The 16,111-nt window shown below is 70.6% G+C and carries 18 protein-coding genes; 10 read left to right on the forward strand and 8 right to left on the reverse strand.

The window, feature by feature from the left end:
* Positions 1-30 precede the first annotated feature (30 nt).
* Genes AB0H49_RS25575 through AB0H49_RS25585 form a run of 3 tightly spaced genes read right to left on the reverse strand, consistent with a single transcriptional unit; the run spans position 31 to position 2,380 of the window.
* On the reverse strand, positions 31-420 hold the full coding sequence (locus AB0H49_RS25575) for a hypothetical protein (RefSeq protein WP_357254915.1): 390 nt from the start codon (positions 418-420) through the stop codon (positions 31-33).
* Positions 417-608, reverse strand: coding sequence for a hypothetical protein (locus tag AB0H49_RS25580; protein WP_355002574.1), 192 nt, complete (start codon positions 606-608; stop codon positions 417-419). The genes AB0H49_RS25575 and AB0H49_RS25580 overlap by 4 nt, the downstream gene beginning before the upstream one ends.
* Positions 605-2,380: a hypothetical protein gene (locus AB0H49_RS25585; RefSeq protein ID WP_357255118.1), complete on the reverse strand. Its 1,776-nt coding sequence runs from the start codon at positions 2,378-2,380 to the stop codon at positions 605-607. Before AB0H49_RS25585 ends, AB0H49_RS25580 begins: the two co-directional genes overlap by 4 nt.
* Positions 2,381-2,838: 458 nt before the next feature.
* On the opposite strand from AB0H49_RS25585, the gene AB0H49_RS25590 reads away from it, so the two are divergent.
* Complete coding sequence (locus tag AB0H49_RS25590; protein ID WP_185757093.1) at positions 2,839-2,985, forward strand: hypothetical protein; 147 nt, start codon at positions 2,839-2,841, stop codon at positions 2,983-2,985.
* A gap of 179 nt (positions 2,986-3,164) precedes the next feature.
* The gene (gene map, locus AB0H49_RS25595; protein ID WP_357254917.1) at positions 3,165-3,932 is read left to right on the forward strand and encodes a type I methionyl aminopeptidase; all 768 of its coding nucleotides are present in this window, start codon (positions 3,165-3,167) and stop codon (positions 3,930-3,932) included.
* A 16-nt stretch (positions 3,933-3,948) separates the two neighbouring features.
* Here map and AB0H49_RS25600 read toward each other — a convergent pair whose 3' ends face one another.
* Positions 3,949-4,668 carry a glyoxalase gene (locus tag AB0H49_RS25600; protein ID WP_357254919.1) on the reverse strand — a complete coding sequence of 240 codons (720 nt, stop codon included), beginning with the start codon at positions 4,666-4,668 and terminating at the stop codon, positions 3,949-3,951.
* A 118-nt stretch (positions 4,669-4,786) separates the two neighbouring features.
* Between AB0H49_RS25600 and AB0H49_RS25605 the strand changes: the two genes are divergently transcribed.
* From AB0H49_RS25605 to AB0H49_RS25615, 3 genes are all read left to right on the forward strand, one after another.
* Positions 4,787-5,335: a PadR family transcriptional regulator gene (locus AB0H49_RS25605; protein WP_355002577.1), complete on the forward strand. Its 549-nt coding sequence runs from the start codon at positions 4,787-4,789 to the stop codon at positions 5,333-5,335.
* A 24-nt stretch (positions 5,336-5,359) separates the two neighbouring features.
* Positions 5,360-5,746 carry a PPOX class F420-dependent oxidoreductase gene (locus AB0H49_RS25610; RefSeq protein ID WP_357254921.1) on the forward strand — a complete coding sequence of 129 codons (387 nt, stop codon included), beginning with the start codon at positions 5,360-5,362 and terminating at the stop codon, positions 5,744-5,746.
* Positions 5,747-5,911: 165 nt separating this feature from the next.
* Complete coding sequence (locus tag AB0H49_RS25615) at positions 5,912-6,412, forward strand: DUF4333 domain-containing protein (protein WP_355002579.1); 501 nt, start codon at positions 5,912-5,914, stop codon at positions 6,410-6,412.
* A 69-nt stretch (positions 6,413-6,481) separates the two neighbouring features.
* Here the strand turns inward: AB0H49_RS25615 and AB0H49_RS25620 are convergent, their stop codons facing one another.
* Both AB0H49_RS25620 and AB0H49_RS25625 read right to left on the reverse strand, forming a co-directional pair.
* On the reverse strand, positions 6,482-7,798 hold the full coding sequence (locus AB0H49_RS25620) for a metallopeptidase TldD-related protein (RefSeq protein WP_357255120.1): 1,317 nt from the start codon (positions 7,796-7,798) through the stop codon (positions 6,482-6,484).
* Positions 7,799-7,893: 95 nt separating this feature from the next.
* On the reverse strand, positions 7,894-9,438 hold the full coding sequence (locus AB0H49_RS25625) for a TldD/PmbA family protein (RefSeq protein WP_357254924.1): 1,545 nt from the start codon (positions 9,436-9,438) through the stop codon (positions 7,894-7,896).
* 197 nt (positions 9,439-9,635) lie between these two features.
* On the opposite strand from AB0H49_RS25625, the gene AB0H49_RS25630 reads away from it, so the two are divergent.
* On the forward strand, positions 9,636-10,292 hold the full coding sequence (locus tag AB0H49_RS25630) for a helix-turn-helix domain-containing protein (protein WP_355002581.1): 657 nt from the start codon (positions 9,636-9,638) through the stop codon (positions 10,290-10,292).
* Positions 10,293-10,299: 7 nt separating this feature from the next.
* On the opposite strand, the gene AB0H49_RS25635 is transcribed toward AB0H49_RS25630, so the two are convergent.
* On the reverse strand, positions 10,300-11,067 hold the full coding sequence (locus tag AB0H49_RS25635; protein ID WP_357254926.1) for a TSUP family transporter: 768 nt from the start codon (positions 11,065-11,067) through the stop codon (positions 10,300-10,302).
* 122 nt (positions 11,068-11,189) lie between these two features.
* On the opposite strand from AB0H49_RS25635, the gene AB0H49_RS25640 reads away from it, so the two are divergent.
* A complete protein-coding gene (locus AB0H49_RS25640) occupies positions 11,190-12,368 on the forward strand; it encodes a histidine kinase (protein WP_355002583.1) in 1,179 nt (392 codons plus the stop codon).
* A gap of 1 nt (position 12,369) precedes the next feature.
* Here AB0H49_RS25640 and AB0H49_RS25645 read toward each other — a convergent pair whose 3' ends face one another.
* Positions 12,370-13,071 (reverse strand): DUF4132 domain-containing protein, encoded by a 702-nt coding sequence (locus AB0H49_RS25645; protein ID WP_355002584.1) that lies wholly within the window; start codon positions 13,069-13,071, stop codon positions 12,370-12,372.
* Between the two features lie 118 nt (positions 13,072-13,189).
* Between AB0H49_RS25645 and AB0H49_RS25650 the strand changes: the two genes are divergently transcribed.
* From AB0H49_RS25650 to AB0H49_RS25660, 3 genes are all read left to right on the forward strand, one after another.
* Entirely contained in the window at positions 13,190-13,849 is a 660-nt protein-coding gene (locus AB0H49_RS25650; protein WP_067791887.1) for a response regulator transcription factor, read from the forward strand.
* An 83-nt stretch (positions 13,850-13,932) separates the two neighbouring features.
* The gene (locus AB0H49_RS25655) at positions 13,933-14,457 is read left to right on the forward strand and encodes an FxsA family protein (RefSeq protein WP_357254929.1); all 525 of its coding nucleotides are present in this window, start codon (positions 13,933-13,935) and stop codon (positions 14,455-14,457) included.
* 53 nt (positions 14,458-14,510) lie between these two features.
* Positions 14,511-16,109 carry an amidohydrolase gene (locus AB0H49_RS25660; RefSeq protein ID WP_357254931.1) on the forward strand — a complete coding sequence of 533 codons (1,599 nt, stop codon included), beginning with the start codon at positions 14,511-14,513 and terminating at the stop codon, positions 16,107-16,109.
* Positions 16,110-16,111: the final 2 nt, after the last annotated feature.

Below are 16,111 nucleotides of genomic sequence, written 5' to 3' on the forward strand. Positions count from 1 at the left end.
TGTGCCTATGGTTCGCTCGCTGGCGCTCGTTCACGGGCGCACGACTACCGTGGCGACGGTCTTGTGCGCGCGGTGCAGTTCGATCTCGACCCGCCCCGGCACCTCCACCGTGAACCGGAAGCGCTGCCCGGCCTCGGGGCGGACCTCGAAGGTGTGCTCCGGCGTGGCGTGCACGTGCAGTTCGTCCTCGGCGTCGCTGTCGACCACCAGCTCGATCGGCTGCCCGATCTTGGCCTCCCTGCGCTCGTTCACCGGACTCACCGACCCGTTCGCGATACGGAAACGCACGACGACGGCGTCGGCTTCGGCGGGCGAACTCGCGCTGGGCCGCGGCGTGTTCGGGGCGTCCTCGGTGGCGCAACCCAGCGCGGCGGCGGCCACCGCGCAGGCGAGCGCGGCGTAGCGCCACGTGCGGGTCATCGGGTCTCCTCGTCGCTGTTCGAAGGGGTTCGGTCGTTCCGCTCGCTCTCGCGCCGCTCGGCGCGGCGGTCGCGTACCGCGATGAGCACGATGATGCCCACCACGGCGAACGCGGGAAGGAAGGCGGGGATGGCCAGCAGGACGGAATGGTCCGCGAGCAGCTCCACGCCGTCGGCGGCGCCGGTCATCCGGCCGCGACGGGCTCGGTCGCGTCCGTCCGCGCGGTGGTGGGGTAGCGGTCGTTGATCCGCGCCGCGCCCCAGGACAGCGCGCCGATCAGGATCAGGCTGCACACCAGAACGACCAGCGAGGCGGCGCCGAACAGCCAGGCCGGATGGTCGAACGAGCGCTCCCGCTGCAACACCGTGATCTCGGCGACGAACGGGCGGGTGAACTCCGGTGGCGCGGCGACCTCCGCGGCGCCGATGCCCGGGTCGTCGGGCATGAAGATCGGCAGCGCGGTCTGCATGCGGCCGTCCTGCAGGCGCAGCACGGTCTTCCAGGTGCCGTGCGCCGGAACGGGTTTGGTCGAGACGTAGTGGCCGTCGCCGACGCGCCGCAGCTGGTCGACGACCAGGCCGCGGCCGGGGCTGTCCGATCCGACGCCGCCCTGCCAGGCCAGGATCTGCACCCATTCGGGATCGAAGCCGACCAGGTCGGCCGGTTCGAGCCGCACGTCGGCGGTCACCATGCGGCCGCCGTCGACGGGCTCGGCCTCGCGCAGCGCGACGGTCGCGCTCGCCTGATCCGGGAGGCGAATGAGCAGGCCGTTGGTGGTGGTCGCGGCGACGACGAGCACCGCGGCGACGACCATGGTGCGGCGCACGGGCGGGCGCGGCAACGGCTCACCGCGCAGCACCATGCCGAGCAGCGCGCCGACGACACCACCCGCGATGCCCGTCGGCACCGTCATCGCCAGCAGTTCCGGCCACATCGAAGCGGGCCACGGATCGACGAACATCGCGTCGACCCAGAGGGATTCGAGCCAGACACCGACGGTCGCCACCGCGAAACCGGCCACCGCGCCCCACCACAGCGGCTTGCGCGCCAAGGGGAGCAGGGCGAGCAGTTCGACGACCACGGCGGCGCCGAGGTAGAGCGGGAAGACGTTGCGCGGCGCGTCGATGATCGGCCCGCCGACCAGGAACGCCACGATCCCGCGCACCACCGCCGCGAAGCCGACCACCACGAAGGTGCTGAACGCGCCGAGCGTCGCCCGCGCGGCGACCAGCGTGACGGTGGCCGCCGCGACGATCAGCATCGGCTGCAGGACGAGCCGGAACTGCTCGACGCCGAAATCGAATTCCACTTGGAACACCGACAGACCGATGATCAGGCCGCCGAAGGCGAACGCGCGCAGCGTCCAGATCAGCCAGCCGTCTTCCCGGTCCGGATCGGGCCGGTTGCGGCCGCCCTCGAATTCCAGCAGCAGCACGCCGACCAGGGAGAGTCCGGCGCCGCCGATGAGCATCAGGTGCGTGGGTCCCCAGAGCGTCACATCTTGGCCGAACATCCGGTGCCAGATGTCGTCGAGCGGAAAGCCGATGAGCGCGTAGAGGCCCGCCCCGGCGATGAGAATGCCGCCGACGGGCGCGTACCAGGTGCGGGTGATCCGCACCGCCGCCTCGCCCGGCTTCTGGTCCAGTGGTAGCACGATCGCCAGCATTCCGGCCGTGAACAGGAAGAACAGTCCGGCCAGGATGAAGTAGTGCGCCGGATTGGCGAGCGGGCCTTCGTCGCGGCCGTTGCCCACGTGCAGGCTGACGTCCCAGATGAAGCCGAGCAGCGCGGTCAGGATGGTGGCCAGGAACATCACGATGGGCAGTGCCACCCACCCGGGCCGGTTGAAGACGGCGCCGATCCGGTCGGCCGTGGCGCCGAGCCACGTGATGCGCCGCGTCCGGTGCAGATAACCGACCCACAGCAGCACCAGCGCGATCAGGCCCGCCGAGCCGGTCATGATCGCCACCTGGTCCAACGCCGCGCCGCCGCCCTCGGTGCCCTGCGCGGCGATCTCTCCTATCGCTTCGTGGATCGTGCCGGACACGAAAACCTCCAACGCCAGTGAGTTTACACTCGTCGCCTATTAATGTTACGAAACGTAGCACACACTGTCGAGCAGGTGGTGTTATTGCTTCGCGACCGCGATGAAGGGCAGCTTGGGAGCCCTTTCCGTCGGTGCGGGAGTGGAGCGTCCGGTACGGGAGTGGAGCGTCGCGCACGTTGGGAGAGGTGGCGCGCGCGACACCGTCCATCCCTGTCAGAGTACGACTGTTCACCCACATGATGTGGCGCCACTCACGGGACGATTACCCGGTCGTGCCCGGAAATCTCGCATCCGGGCAAGGGTTTCCGTCCGGCGAAACCGGACACCCCATGGATGGAATGACAACGCCGCGAGAGCGAGAGGGAGGATTCATGGTTTCCCGCGACACGATCGCCCAGCTTCGTCAGGACATCACCACGGCCGAGGACTGCAACGATCGGCAGGCGGCCGAACGGCTGCGCGCCGAGTTGGCGGAGGCCCTGCGCGCCAAGGAGCAAGGCGAGGACGACGCGGAGTAGGGCTGCCGCCGGAGCGATCCGGCATGTGCGTCTCCTGAGTTCCGCCGCGTCCGGGGATCGCCGGGCGCGGCGAGTTCTCGCGTGTGGCTGGTATTTAAATACCGCCGTAGCTAGTCTGGTATAAAAATACCGGCCGGGCGCGTGCTCGCCGGTGGGATTCGGCGCAGTGGAGGTCGGGAATGGTGGAGTTGAAGTCGCCCGCGGAGATCGCTCGGATGCGGGTGGCGGGGGAGTTCGTCGCGGACGTGCTCGCCGAGCTGCGCACCAGGGCGCGGGTCGGGGTCAACCTGCTCGACCTGGAAGCCTATGTGCGCGACCGCATCCGGGAGCGCGGAGCGGTCTCGTGCTATTGGGATTACGCGCCGTCCTTCGGGCGCGGTCCGTTCCGCAACACGGTGTGTCTGTCGGTGAACGACGCTGTGCTGCACGGCCTTCCGTTCGACTACGCCCTGCGCGACGGTGACGTGCTGAGCATCGACCTCGCGGTCGGCGTCGACGGCTGGGTGGCCGATTCGGCCATCACCGTCATCGTCGGCACGGCGGCGGAGGCGGACCGGAAGCTGGTGCGCGCCACCGAGGAGGCGCTCGCCGCCGCCATCGCGGTCGCGGTGCCCGGCAACCACATCGGCGATCTCTCCGCGGCCATCGAAGAGGTGGCCCGCTCCTACGGCTTTCCGGTCAACACCGAGTTCGGCGGGCACGGTCTCGGGCGCACCATGCACGAGGACCCGCACGTGCCGAACGCGGGCCGCGCCGGTCGCGGGTATCGGCTGCGGCCCGGGCTCACCCTCGCCATCGAGCCGTGGTTCGCCCGCACCACCGACCGCATCTACACCGACGCCGACGGCTGGACCATCCGCTCCGCCGACGGCTCGCGCACCGCGCACTCCGAGCACACTGTCGCGATCACCGCCGACGGACCGCAGGTGCTCACCCGAGCCTCCTGACGAGACCCCTTCCGGCTCAGCGCGTATCGGTCAGCCACCGCTCCAGATCGGTGCCCGCACCGAGATCCACGGCCACCGCCGCGCGATCCTCGTCCGAAAGGTTCAGCGCGCGCACCTCGCCGCGGTACCGGGCGGCGCGCTCGGGGTCTTCCGCGGCGACGGCGATCTCGGCGAGCATGGCCAGCGCCCGCGCGCGCTCCACCGGTGCGGCCGTGGCGGCGAAGCGGCCGAGGCCGACTTCGAGCACCCGCGCGGCGGCCTCGTCGTCGTTCTTGAAATCGCGCAGAATCCGCGCGTTGTCGAGCACCTTCGCCAGATCCGCCAGCTCGGACGAACCGCCGTACTCGAGTTCGCTGGGTTCGTCGCGCTGGATGAACAGCAGGGTGTTGCCGTCGGGGTCGACGAGGGTGAAACGGCTCTGTCCCGGCCGGAAGCGGGTGATGCGCGGGCGGCCCTTGGCGGGCACCTTGCCGAAGGCGGCGCGCAACGCGGCGGTGAGTTCACGGTGACGCGCGGCCACGTCGTCGACCATCACCAGACAGCCGACCCGCTCGGCCGGTATCGCGAAGTCCTTGGGCGGCGAGTTGAAATGCACTGGGCAGCCATGTGCTTCGAGCGCGAGATAGACGTAGGGGCGGGTCTGTTCGTGCGTCACCGTGTATCCGATGGCCCGGTAGAAGTCGAGGGTGGCGGTCGGCGACGCGGTCCACAGCACCGGAACCGGGAAGTCGTCCATGAGTCGTTCCTCCGAAGGCGCTAGTCAAACTTGATTACTGGGAGGCTAGGGGCGTTCGTTCGCGGAAGTCAAATTTGAGTAGCATGAGTCGTTCGTCGCACGGAGAAAGGAGTCACGCGTGGCGGCCGTCCGTCTGCTCGTCCTCGGGGTCATCCGCACCCGGCAACCCGCCCACGGTTACGCCGTGCGGCGCGAGTTGCTGTCCTGGCGCGCCGAAACCTGGACGAACGTCAAGCCCGGCTCGATCTACCACGCGCTCAAACAGCTGACGCAGGAAGGAAAACTGCGCGCGCTCGGCACCGAGAGCAGCGATCAGGGACCCGGCCGGATGCTGTACGAGCTCACCGAGGCGGGCGAGACCGAGTTCCGCAGGCTCATGGACGCCGCGCTGGTCAGCATCGACATGGAAGAGCTCGGCGCCGCCATCGCCTTCATGGACGCGCTGCCACGCGCGCACGTCATCGCGAAGCTGGGGGAGCAGCGGCGCAACGCGGCCGCTGTTCGCGACGAGCTGATCGCCATGATCCCGACCTACCCCGGTCGCTACGAGTCGCCGCACATGCCCGACCTGCTGGAGCTCTGGAGCGGCGTCTTCGACAACCTGACCCGGTGGACCGACGGTCTGCTCGCCCGTCTGGATTCGGGAGAGTACCGCATGCCCGAGTGACCGCGTTGCGGATACGCTGCGATCATGACGAACTCGCTCGGGGACGCAGGCTCCGCCGACTACGTGCAGCTGACCACCTACCGTAAGGACGGCACGCCCGTCGCCACGCCGGTGTGGGCGGTCGCCGAGGGCGACAAGCTGTATGTCTGGACGGTCACCGACAGCTGGAAAGTCAAGCGGCTGCGCCGGAATCCCGCCTGCACCGTGCAGGCGTGCGACTACAGCGGCAAGCGGCTGCACGGCGCCGTCGTCGCGGGCACGGGCCGGGTGCTGAACGCCGAGGGCACCGAGCGCGTGCGCAAGTTGCTGCGCAGGAAGTACTGGCTGCTCGGGCCGCTCGTCATCCTCGGCAGCAACCTGCGCAGGGGCAAAGCGGGCACGATCGGCATCGAGTTCACCCCGGACGCGTAGCCCGGGCCGAGCGCCCGGAAAGTCCGGAATAGGCAAGGCGGACACGGAGTTTCCGGGGGACCGGCGGTGCGGCGATCACGGCTCGGCTATTGTTCGTCGGGCATACCGGGGTAGTCCCCAGGCGGACACGATGTCTCGACCCTGCCCCGGGGGGAGGGATCGTTCATGACAGCACCGACTCGGCCGCCGCGGGCCTCACAGCCCTACCCGGTCGCCGAACATCCGGACACCGGCGAATTCACCGACAGCGGCTGGCTTCCCGTGCTCGTCGCCGGCTTGGTCGCCGCCGTCGCCATCGCGATCGCCGGTGTCATCGCCGGACTGGTGGTGGTCAACATCCGCGAGAGCGCGGTGGCCGACAACCCCGTTCGGACGCCGGCCGCCTCGGCGCCGATGGCGCAGTCCCCGGCGCCCGTCGCGCCGGTCCGCGCCGTCGAGCCCGCGCCCCAGCTGCTGGACCAGGTGGACCTCCAGCGCGGCGTGCAACTCGTCCTCATCGACTCCTACGGCATCGACGACGTCCGCGACGTCCGCTGCCCCGCTGGCCAGACCGTGACGGTCGACGCGAGCTTCGACTGCCTCGTGAAGGTCGGCAGCACACAGAAGTCCGTGTCGGTCACCATCACCGACACCGACGGCACCTACGAGGTCGGCCGCCCGTACTGAGGCCGGTCACCGCAACGATCCCACCCCGCACGGGCCGCCGCGAGAACGCGAGCGGCCCGGCGTCGTGTCTCAGGTGGCCTGACTGACCGAGGACATGTGGAAGTCCGGAATCCGCAACGGCGGCATGGCGGTTCGGGTGAACCAGTCCTTCCACTCCCTGGGCAGCGCGGTCTGGGTGGCGCCCGCCTCGGTGGTCCTGCGCAACAGATCGATCGGGCTCTCGTTGAAGCGGAAGTTGTTCACCGCCGCGGTGACCGCTCCGTTCTCCACCAGATACACGCCATCCCTGGTGAGACCGGTCAGCAGCAGGCTCGCCGGATCCACCTCGCGGATGTACCAGAGCGTCGTGAGCAGCAGACCGCGTTCGGTACGCGCGATCATCTCGTCCACACTCGCCCCGGAACCGCCGGTGAGCAAGAGATTCTCGCCGGGCACGGTCGCGGTGGCGTCGAATTCCGCCGCCGTGGCGCGCGGATAGACGAGCGATTCCACGACACCCTCGCGCAACCAGTCCACCCGCTCGGCGGACAGGCCGTTGTCGAAGACCGACAGCGCTTCCGACGAGGCGGGCGTCGCGACGAAGGGCCGATACTCCAGTCCCGTGGCGACGGGATCGGAGTACAGCGTGAGCGGAATGTCGGTGAGCCGCTCGCCGATTCGAGTACCGCCCGCGCGGGCGAAGGCGTTGTGGCCCTCGTGCGCGCCGCGGCCCTCCATCGACCATGCCAGATAGATCATCAGGTCGGCGACCGCCGAGGGCGGCAGCAGCGTCTCGTAGCGGCCCGCGGGCAGCTCGACGCGGCGGCCCGCCCAATCCAGGCGGCGGTTCAGCTCGGCGAGCAAGCCCGGTGTGTCGACGTCGGTGAAATCGGCGGTGCCGACGCCGACCCAGGCGCTCGCCAGCTCCGCGCCCGCGCCGCGTTTTCCGTTGATCTCCACCGAACCGGTCGGCTGCACGAAGCGGCGGCGGATGCCGGTGGAGGTGCCGAGCCAGGTGGTGTGCATCTGGTGGTGGGCGAAGCCGTAGAGCTGGTCGGCGCCGTCGAAACCGGCCGACAGGTCACGCGCCAGATCCGCGAACACCTCGATACCCGTGCTGCCGGGCGACTCTGCCCAATCCGCGGCGCGTGCGTCCGATTCCAGCAGTGGCATGGCGTCTTTCGCGGGTTCGGCGGTGCGCGCCGCCGCCTCACTGGCCCGCACGATCGCCTCGATCTCGGACGAATCGACGCTCGTCGAGCTGACGCTGCCGACCCGGGCCGCGTGCGGTCCGTCGCGGAAGATCGAGACCACCGCCCAGCCCCGCGACACCGAGGAGCCGTTGGTCGTCATGGAATTGCCCGCCCAGCGCAGCGAGGCCTCGTGCGCGTCGGTGACGATCACCATCGCCTCGTCGGCGCGGGAGAGGGCCAGCGCCCGCTCGACGACCTCGCCCGCAGGCGCCACGCCGCGCGCGTCCACCGTGTCGATGCCCGGCTCGCTCACTGACCCGCCTCCGTCCTGGTGTTGAGAACGTTGATGCCGCGCACCAGGATCGACGGACAGCCGTGGCTGACCGCGGCCACCTGACCGGGCTGTGCCTTACCGCAGTTGAACGCGCCGCCCAGCTGCCAGGTCGCTGGGCCGCCGACGGCCTCCATCGCGCCCCAGAAGTCGGTGGTGGTGGCCTGGTAGGCGACGTCGCGCACCTGCCCGTCCAGCGCGCCGTTGCGGATACGGAAGAAGCGCTGCCCGGTGAACTGGAAGTTGTAGCGCTGCATGTCGATCGACCAGGATTTGTCGCCGACGATGTACAGCCCGTCCTCGACCCGCGAGATCAGCTCCTCGGTGCTGGTGTCGCGCTCCGGATCGGGTCGCAGCGAGACGTTGGCCATCCGCTGGATCGGCACGTGGTGCGCGGAATCGGCGTAGGAGCAGCCGTTGGAGCGCGTCAGCCCGAGCCGCGGTGCGAACGCCCGGTCCAGCTGGTAGCCGACGAGCACGCCGTCGCGCACCAGATCCCAGCGCTGCCCCGCAACGCCCTCGTCGTCGTAGCCGACGGTGGCAAGGCCGTGCCGCTCGGTGCGGTCGCCGGTGACGTGCATGATAGGCGTGCCGTAGCGCAACGTGCCGAGCTTGTCCGGTGTCGCGAACGAGGTGCCCGCGTAAGCGGATTCGTAGCCGATGGCGCGATCGTATTCGGTGGCGTGCCCGATGGATTCGTGGATGGTCAGCCACAAATTGCTGGGATCGATGACCAGATCGGTCGGGCCCGCGGTGACGCTCGGCGCCGTCACCTTCTCGGCGAGCCAGCCGGGGATCCGCGCGAGTTCGTCGTCCCAGTCCCAGATTCCGTCCGCGCCGGTGACGTACTCCCAGCCGCGCCCCGCCGGTGCGGCGAGGGTGCGCATGGTCTCGAAGACGCCCGCGGCCGAGTCGACGGTGATCGCCTCCAACTGCGGGTGCAGCCGGACCCGCTGCTGGGCGATCGACGAGCCCGCGGTGTCGGCGTAATACGTCTGCTCCTTGACCTGCAACACCGAGGCGGTGACGTGGTCGACGCCGTCGGCGGCGGCCAGCCTGCCCGAATAGTCTTGCAGCAGCGCGACCTTCTCGGCGGTCGGCACGGTGAACGGGTCGAGATCGTAGGCCGAGACCCAGTGCGCGCCGTCGTAGCGCGGCTCGTCGGCCAGCTCGACGCGCTCCCGGTTCAGCTCGCGCAACGCTTTCGCCACGGTGACCGCGCGGCGCGCCACCTCGGCGGCGGTGTCGGCGGTGAGCGCGGCATGCGAGGCGAAACCCCAGGTGCCGTCGACGATCACGCGGACGGCGAAGCCGAGATCGGTGGCGTTGCTGATCGCCTCGACCCGCCCGTCCCGCAGCCGGATCGACTGGGTGACCAAACGGTGCACTCGTAGGTCGGCGTGTTCGGCGCCAGCCGCGGTGGCCGCGGCGAGCGCGGCGTCGGTCAGCGCGGACAGTGGTAGCGCGCGGAATTCGGCGTCGATCGCCGAGCCCGACGTGTCCTCGGAAGTCGCGATGCTCACCCCGGCAACGCTACCGGGTTCTCGCCGACCGGTCCGCGCGCCGTTCCGCGGCGGTGCGCGTCTCGCGCGAAAAGCCCAGCGGCACAGCGACGATCCGTCCAACGCCAGGCCTGACGTGCGCTATCGTTCCGACGCGAACGGCGCGCGCGAGACCCGGGTTACCGCATCGGCGCTGCGGAATGCCGTACTGTGCCCGCGTGCCGCCATCCGCCCTCCGTGACCGCAAACGTGAACGTACCCGCCGCGCTCTGCTCGAGGCCGCCGTCGAGCTCTTCGAGACCAGAGGCTACGACGACACCACGGTGGCCGACATCGCCGCCGCGGCGGAGGTGGGCACGCGCACCTTCTTCAACTACTTCGCCAGCAAGGAAGAACTGCTCTTCCCCGAGCCGGACGAGCGGGTCCGGCTCGCGGTGGCCGCGATCGCCAGCCGCCGCGTCGGCGAACGTCCGGTCGAGGTGCTGCTGCGCGCGCTACGGGCGGCGGGCGACAACCCGGGCGAACATCTCGTCGACGATCTGGGCGCCCGCATCGCCGCGGTGCGCGCCCAGGTCTCGCGGACCGTGCCCGCGGTGAGCGGACGCGCCGCGCACGCCCAGCTGGTGGCGCAGCGCGAGATCGGCAGGCAGCTGCACGCCGCGTTCCCGGACGAACTCGACGAGGTCGGCGCCGCGGCGCTGGTCGGCGCGGTGGTCGGCGCGGTCTCCGGCGCGCTCACCGTGCTCTTCCAGCAGCCCCATTCCGGACCCGAGGACGGCGAGCGGCTGCACCGGAAGATCCACGAGACCACCTCCAAAGTCTTGCGGCCGTGGCTCGCCTCCACCTGCACGGCCCACGCCGAACCGGTCGGCTGAGCACGGCTCAGCCGAACTGCTGCCAGCCCAGGCGAATCACCATCGCCACCACGACGACGAGCAGCACGATGCGGACGAATTCCGCGCCGCGGCTCAGCGCCATCCGTGATCCGGCGATCGCGCCCGCGACGTTGGCCACCGCCATGGTCGCGCCGAGCGCGAACAGGATGTGCCCGGTGAGACCGAAGAAGATCAGCGCGCCGACGTTGGACCCGCAGTTGATCACCTTCGCCATGGCCGCGGCCCGCACGAACTCGGTGCCGAGCAGGGTGGCGAAGGTGATGATCAGGAAGGTGCCGGTACCCGGACCCAGCAAGCCGTCGTAGAGCCCGATCAGTCCGGCGGCCAGCGCCACCACGAGCACCACCTTGCGGCGGGTCGGCGGATGGGTCGCCATGGTGACGCCGATGGATGGGCGCAGCGTCACGAAGAGCGCGACCGACACCAGCACCACCATGACGATCGGGATGAACAGGTCGCGGTCGATCAGCGAGACCGCCGCGGCGCCGACCGCCGCGGCCACGGCGGCGATGCAGGCCGCGGGCAGCAGCACCCGCCACTGCATCGGCACCTTCCTGGCGAACGTCAGCACCGACGCGGTGGTCCCCGCGACCGCCGCCAGCTTGTTGGTGCCCAACGCGGTCTGCGGCGCGATGCCCGGCGCTACCAGGAACAGCGTCGGCAGGATGATCAGGCCGCCGCCGCCGACCACGGCGTCGACCCATCCTGCGGCGGTCGCGGCCGCCACCAGCGCCGCCCAATCTGCGAGATCCACGCTGCAAGACAACCAGACGTCCCATGTTTCCCCGCTGCCTGGGACGGTCCGGCATTGCCGGTGCGGCCACGGACAGCCGCATGCCCGCGGCGAACGCGGAGGTACGCCTTAGTCTGGCCGTCATGCGCCGGTTCAGTCTGTGGCTTCGCGGCAAGCCCCTCGTTGCGGATTCCATCCTGGCGTTCGGGCTGCTGCTGCTGGACCTCACGGCCATCGGCGACACCGATCAGAAGGCCGTATATCTGGTGGTCGGCGGGCTGCTGCCGATCCCGGTCGCGTTCCGCCGGGTCTACCCGAGGGCCATGGCCGCCACCCTGCTCGGCCTCGCCCTGTGCACCACACTGCTGAGCTACGTGCTCGACGACAAGGCCGTGCACCCGGCGCTGCTCGCCCTCGGGATCATGCTGTACACGCTGGTCGCCTATGTCGGCAGGCGCGAGGGACTACTGCTGCTCGCCGGTCTGGTGCTCGACACCGCGTCGTCCACCCTGCTGCTCGATCAGCCGGTCTGGTCGACGCTCGCGTTCATCGCGCTGTACTACGCGCTGTGCTGGACCCTGGCCGAGTTCAACGGCGCGCGGCACGCCTACGACGCCGAGGTCGCGGCCCGGCTCGCGGTCGCCGACTACGACAGGGAGCGGCGCACCCACGAGGCGGTCGCGCTGGAACGCACCCGCATCGCGCGCGAACTGCACGATGTCGTCGCGCACGCGGTCAGCGTCATCATCGTGCAGGCCGACGGCGCGAAGTACGCACTGCGCCGTGACCCGGACAGCGCCGAACAGGCCGTCACCACTATCGCCAGCACCGGCCGTGAGGCGCTGCGCGAGCTGCGTCGCACCGTCGCGCTGCTGCGCACCGAGCACGCGCCGGACCAGCTGCCGCAGCACGGCACGGCGGGCATCGCCCGGGTGGTGGAGATGATGCGCGGCACCGGCCTCGCCGTCGAGCTCGAGCTGACCGGCGACATCGACGACGTCGCCCCCGAGGTGAGCCTCGGCGTGCACCGCATAGTGCAGGAGTCGCTGACGAACACGCTGCGCCACGCGGGCGCCCACCCGAAGGCGTGGGTGCGGGTGCAGCGCCGCGACAGCGACGTCCTTGTCGAGGTCACCGATTCCGGCGGCGTTCCGGTGCACGGGCCCGAGGCCAACCCGATCAAGGGCAGCGGTCTCGGGCTGGTCGGCATGCGCGAACGCATCGCGGTGCTCGGCGGGACCTTGGACGTCGGGCGCGCCGCCGACGGCGCCTGGCGGGTGCGCGCGACCATCCCGCTCGAGCCCGACGGGACGGATTGCTGACCTAGTCGAAGACCGCCGCGAGTTCGCGAAGCACCTCGCTCGCGGTGATCGGATCCAGCGCGCCGAAGGCCGTGTCGCCGCACCGGCGCCACCACGACGACACCGGCGGCGAACTCAGCTCGACCGCCTCGATGACCCGCTCGCCCTCCGGTGCGGGGTCCTCGACGGCGATGCCGTCGTCCAGGTGCAGGAGCACCTGGAGATCGCCCTCGACCGGCCGGTAGAAGTGATCGTGCACACCGTCGACCGGAGCGCCGCGACGCCAGCCGAAATCCTCCAGCCGCAGCAGCGCGTGCGTGGGCACCATGCGGTGCGCGAAACGTTCCAGCGAGGTCGCCGTGCGCTCCCGCTCGGTCAGTGCGTGCACCTCCCGCGCGAGTTGCGGAAAGGGTTGGCGCAGTTCGTGATCGGTGAACTGGCTGACCCAGTACGGCAGCTCCTCGGCGAGCTGTAGCGGATGGGCGACGGCGATGCGCGCCGAGTCGACGCCGATCGTTCGCCCGTCACGGTCGGTGGCGGCGCCGTCCGCCCCGATTCGAAAGGAAATCTCCGGGTTGGCCCGCTCGTCGAAGCCCAGCCACACCAACCGTCGCGCCGGGTGGCGCAGGGACGGATGGTCCAGGACGGCGACGCGGTGCTGGCCGCCGGTCCACGTGCGCTGCTGAATCATCGCGAGCTCCAGAAGTTGAATCTGTTCGCACATCTCTCCACCACGAGAGTCGATTACAGGGAACGCAAGAGAATAGCGACGCGCGCCGACAATCCCGTGAGACGCGCGGGAGGGTAACCGAATCGTCGCCGGGCACCGCTAGATTGGAGCCGTGCCGATCACCGTTCTCGTAGTCGACGACCAAGAATTGATGCGCATGGGCCTGAAGATGGTGCTCGGCGCGCATCCCGACATCGAGGTGATCGGGGAAGCCGAGAACGGAGCCGCCGCCGTCGGCAAGGCCAAGGAACTGCGCCCCGACGTGGTGCTGATGGACGTCCGGATGCCCGTGGTCGACGGCGTGACGGCGACCGGCCGCATCGTGGAGGCGGGCGACGGCTGCCGCGTCCTGGTGATGACCACCTTCGACCTCGACGAACACGCACTCGGCGCGCTGCGCGCGGGCGCCAGCGGCTTCCTGCTCAAGGACACCCCGCCCGAGGACCTGGTCTCTGCCATCCGCAGCGTGGCCGCGGGCGACGCGGTGGTCTCGCCGAAGGTCACCAAGCGGCTGCTCGACCGGCTCATCGCCGACGATCCCGCGGGCATGCGCGACCCCTCGGTGCTCGACGTGCTCACCGCGCGCGAGCGCGAGGTGCTCGAGCAGATCGCCGCTGGCCGCTCCAACGCCGAGATCGCCGAACAGCTCTACCTCTCCGAGGCCACCGTGAAGACGCACGTCGGCCGGGTGCTCACCAAACTCGGCCTGCGCGACCGGGTGCAGGCCGTGGTGCTCGCCTACGAGACCGGGCTGGTGCGGCCCGGCGGCTGAATCTCAGCGAGCTATCAGCCGCGCCCGGGAGAAAAACTCCGCGGGCGGGCGTTGGTAGGGGTAGATCGTCCGGAAGGAACGCCATGCCCGCTCTGCTGTTCGTGCTCTACGTGGTCGTAGAGATCGCCGCGCTGTTCGCCGTCGGTCAGCTGATCGGCGTCGTGCCCACCATCCTGCTGCTCATCGCGGGCTCCGCCGTGGGCATGCTGCTGATCGGCTCGCAGGGGCGGCGGGTGATCGAACAATTCCGTCGCGCCGGACGCGGTGAGATCACCCCGGGCACCGCCGTCGCCGACGGCGCGCTGGTCGCGACGGGCGGCGTCCTCATGTTCGTGCCCGGCCTGGTGACCTCGCTGTTCGGCCTGCTGTTGCTGCTGCCGCCGACCAGGACGCTGGTGCGTCCGGTCGTCGCCGCGGTGGCCGCGCGTCGCTTCGGCCGCTTGGTGCGCAACGCGCCGTACCGCGGCGTCGTCATCGACGGTGACGAGGTAGTAGACGGCGTGGTGGTGCAGCAGTATTCGTCCACCCCGTCGGCTCCGCCGACTGCCGTCCCCCAGTGGTACGACGACGGTCAGGGCAACGCCCGCCGCGCGGTCGGCCCGGCCTGACCCGCCCGTCCACGGTGATCGACCGAATCCGGGATACGGCAGACTGGTGACCCGTGGGTACCCAGTTGCTGCTCGGCGGTCGTTTCTACAGCTCTAGTTCACCGGACGCGACCGCGATGGCGGTCGCCGACGGCACAGTGGTGTGGCTCGGCGCCGAACAACCCGGCCGGGCGCTGCATCCGGACGCCGAGATCATCGACTTGGCCGGCGCCTTCGTGGCGCCCGCGTTCGTCGAGCCGCACGTGCACGTGACGGCGCTCGGCCTGAAACTCACCGGACTCGACCTGTCCGGAACACGCTCGCTCGCCGACTGTCTCGCGGCGCTGCGCGACCATGCCGCGGCCCAGCCCGGCGGCGCGATCCTCGGTGACGGCTGGGACGAGACACGCTGGCCGGAGGGCCGCCCGCCGACGGTCGAGGAGATCGACGCCGCCGCGGGACCCGGCCGTCAGGTGTACCTGACCCGAGTCGACGCGCATTCGGCCGCGGTGTCCTCGGCCCTGCTGGACACCGTCCCCGAGGTGACCTCGACGGCCGGGTTCACCAGGGGCGAGCCGCTACGCGGCGCGGCGCACCACCTCGTGCGTTCCGCGGTGCTCGGCGGCCTGGACCGCGCCAGGCGCGACGAGGCCCGCCGCGCCGCGTTGGACGCGGCGGCGGCGCGGGGCATCGTGGCCGTCCACGAATGCTCGGGACCCGACATCGCGGGCCGCGACGACGTGCGCGAACTGCTGGCATTCGAGCACGGTGTGGAGGTCCGCGCCTACTGGGGCGAGGCCGTGACCAGCGCCGAGGAGGCCAAAGCCCTGGTCACCGAACTCGGCGTGCACGCGCTCGGCGGCGACCTGTTCGTGGACGGCTCGCTCGGTTCGCACACCGCGTGGCTGCGCGAACCCTATGCCGACACGCCCGGGACGGGAAATGGATATCTGGACGCCGAAGCCATCGCCGCGCACCTGCGAGCGTGCACCGCGGCGGGCATTCAGGCGGGCTTCCACGTGATCGGCGACGCCGCCATGGACGCGGTGGTCGCGGGCTTCCAGCGGGTCGTGGACGAGTTCGGCGGCCCGGCCGTCGCGGCGCGCGGGCACCGCGTCGAGCACGCGGAGATGCTCGACGCCGAGCAGATCGGCAAGCTCGCCGCCTGGGGCGTGATCGCCAGTGTGCAACCGGTTTTCGACGCGACATGGGGCGGCACGGACGGCATGTACGCGGCCCGGCTCGGCGCCGAGCGCGCGGCCACGCTGAATCCGTTCGCGGCCATGGCCGCCGCGGGTGTGTCGCTGGCCATCGGCTCGGACGCGCCGGTCACCGAACTGAATCCGTGGCTGGCCGTGCGCGCCGCGGCGAATCACCGCACGCCGGGCCACGGCATCTCGCCGCGCGCGGCGTTCGCGGCCGCCACGCGCGGGGCCTGGCGCGCGGGCGGCGTGCGCGACGGCATCGCGGGCACCCTCGTGCCCGGCGCGCCCGCCTCGTACGCCGTATGGGAGGCAGGCGATCTCGTCGTCGCGGCGGCCGCCGACTCGGTGCAGCGCTGGTCCACCGATCCGCGGTCCCGCGTGCCGGGACTGCCGCCGCTGGAACCGGATTCGGCGCCGCCGCGATGCCTGCGCACCGTGCACCGCGGCGTCACCCTGTTCGAGGCATGACG

The sequence above is a fragment of the Nocardia sp. NPDC050713 genome, assembly GCF_040654315.1.
Classification (GTDB): Bacteria; Actinomycetota; Actinomycetes; order Mycobacteriales; family Mycobacteriaceae; genus Nocardia.

Bases quoted from the DNA above. Each gene is read 5' to 3' on its own strand.
- AB0H49_RS25610 (WP_357254921.1), top strand. From the start codon at position 5,360: ATGACGAACTCGCTCGGGGACGCAGGCTCCGCCGACTACGTGCAGCTG.
- AB0H49_RS25655 (WP_357254929.1), top strand. From the start codon at position 13,933: ATGCCCGCTCTGCTGTTCGTGCTCTACGTGGTCGTAGAGATCGCCGCG.
- AB0H49_RS25645 (WP_355002584.1), bottom strand. From the start codon at position 13,071: ATGTGCGAACAGATTCAACTTCTGGAGCTCGCGATGATTCAGCAGCGC.
- AB0H49_RS25575 (WP_357254915.1), bottom strand. From the start codon at position 420: ATGACCCGCACGTGGCGCTACGCCGCGCTCGCCTGCGCGGTGGCCGCC.
- map (WP_357254917.1), top strand. From the start codon at position 3,165: ATGGTGGAGTTGAAGTCGCCCGCGGAGATCGCTCGGATGCGGGTGGCG.
- AB0H49_RS25600 (WP_357254919.1), bottom strand. From the start codon at position 4,668: ATGGACGACTTCCCGGTTCCGGTGCTGTGGACCGCGTCGCCGACCGCC.
- AB0H49_RS25620 (WP_357255120.1), bottom strand. From the start codon at position 7,798: ATGGTGATCGTCACCGACGCGCACGAGGCCTCGCTGCGCTGGGCGGGC.
- AB0H49_RS25615 (WP_355002579.1), top strand. From the start codon at position 5,912: ATGACAGCACCGACTCGGCCGCCGCGGGCCTCACAGCCCTACCCGGTC.
- AB0H49_RS25580 (WP_355002574.1), bottom strand. From the start codon at position 608: ATGACCGGCGCCGCCGACGGCGTGGAGCTGCTCGCGGACCATTCCGTC.
- AB0H49_RS25640 (WP_355002583.1), top strand. From the start codon at position 11,190: ATGCGCCGGTTCAGTCTGTGGCTTCGCGGCAAGCCCCTCGTTGCGGAT.
- AB0H49_RS25590 (WP_185757093.1), top strand. From the start codon at position 2,839: ATGGTTTCCCGCGACACGATCGCCCAGCTTCGTCAGGACATCACCACG.
- AB0H49_RS25585 (WP_357255118.1), bottom strand. From the start codon at position 2,380: ATGACCGGCTCGGCGGGCCTGATCGCGCTGGTGCTGCTGTGGGTCGGT.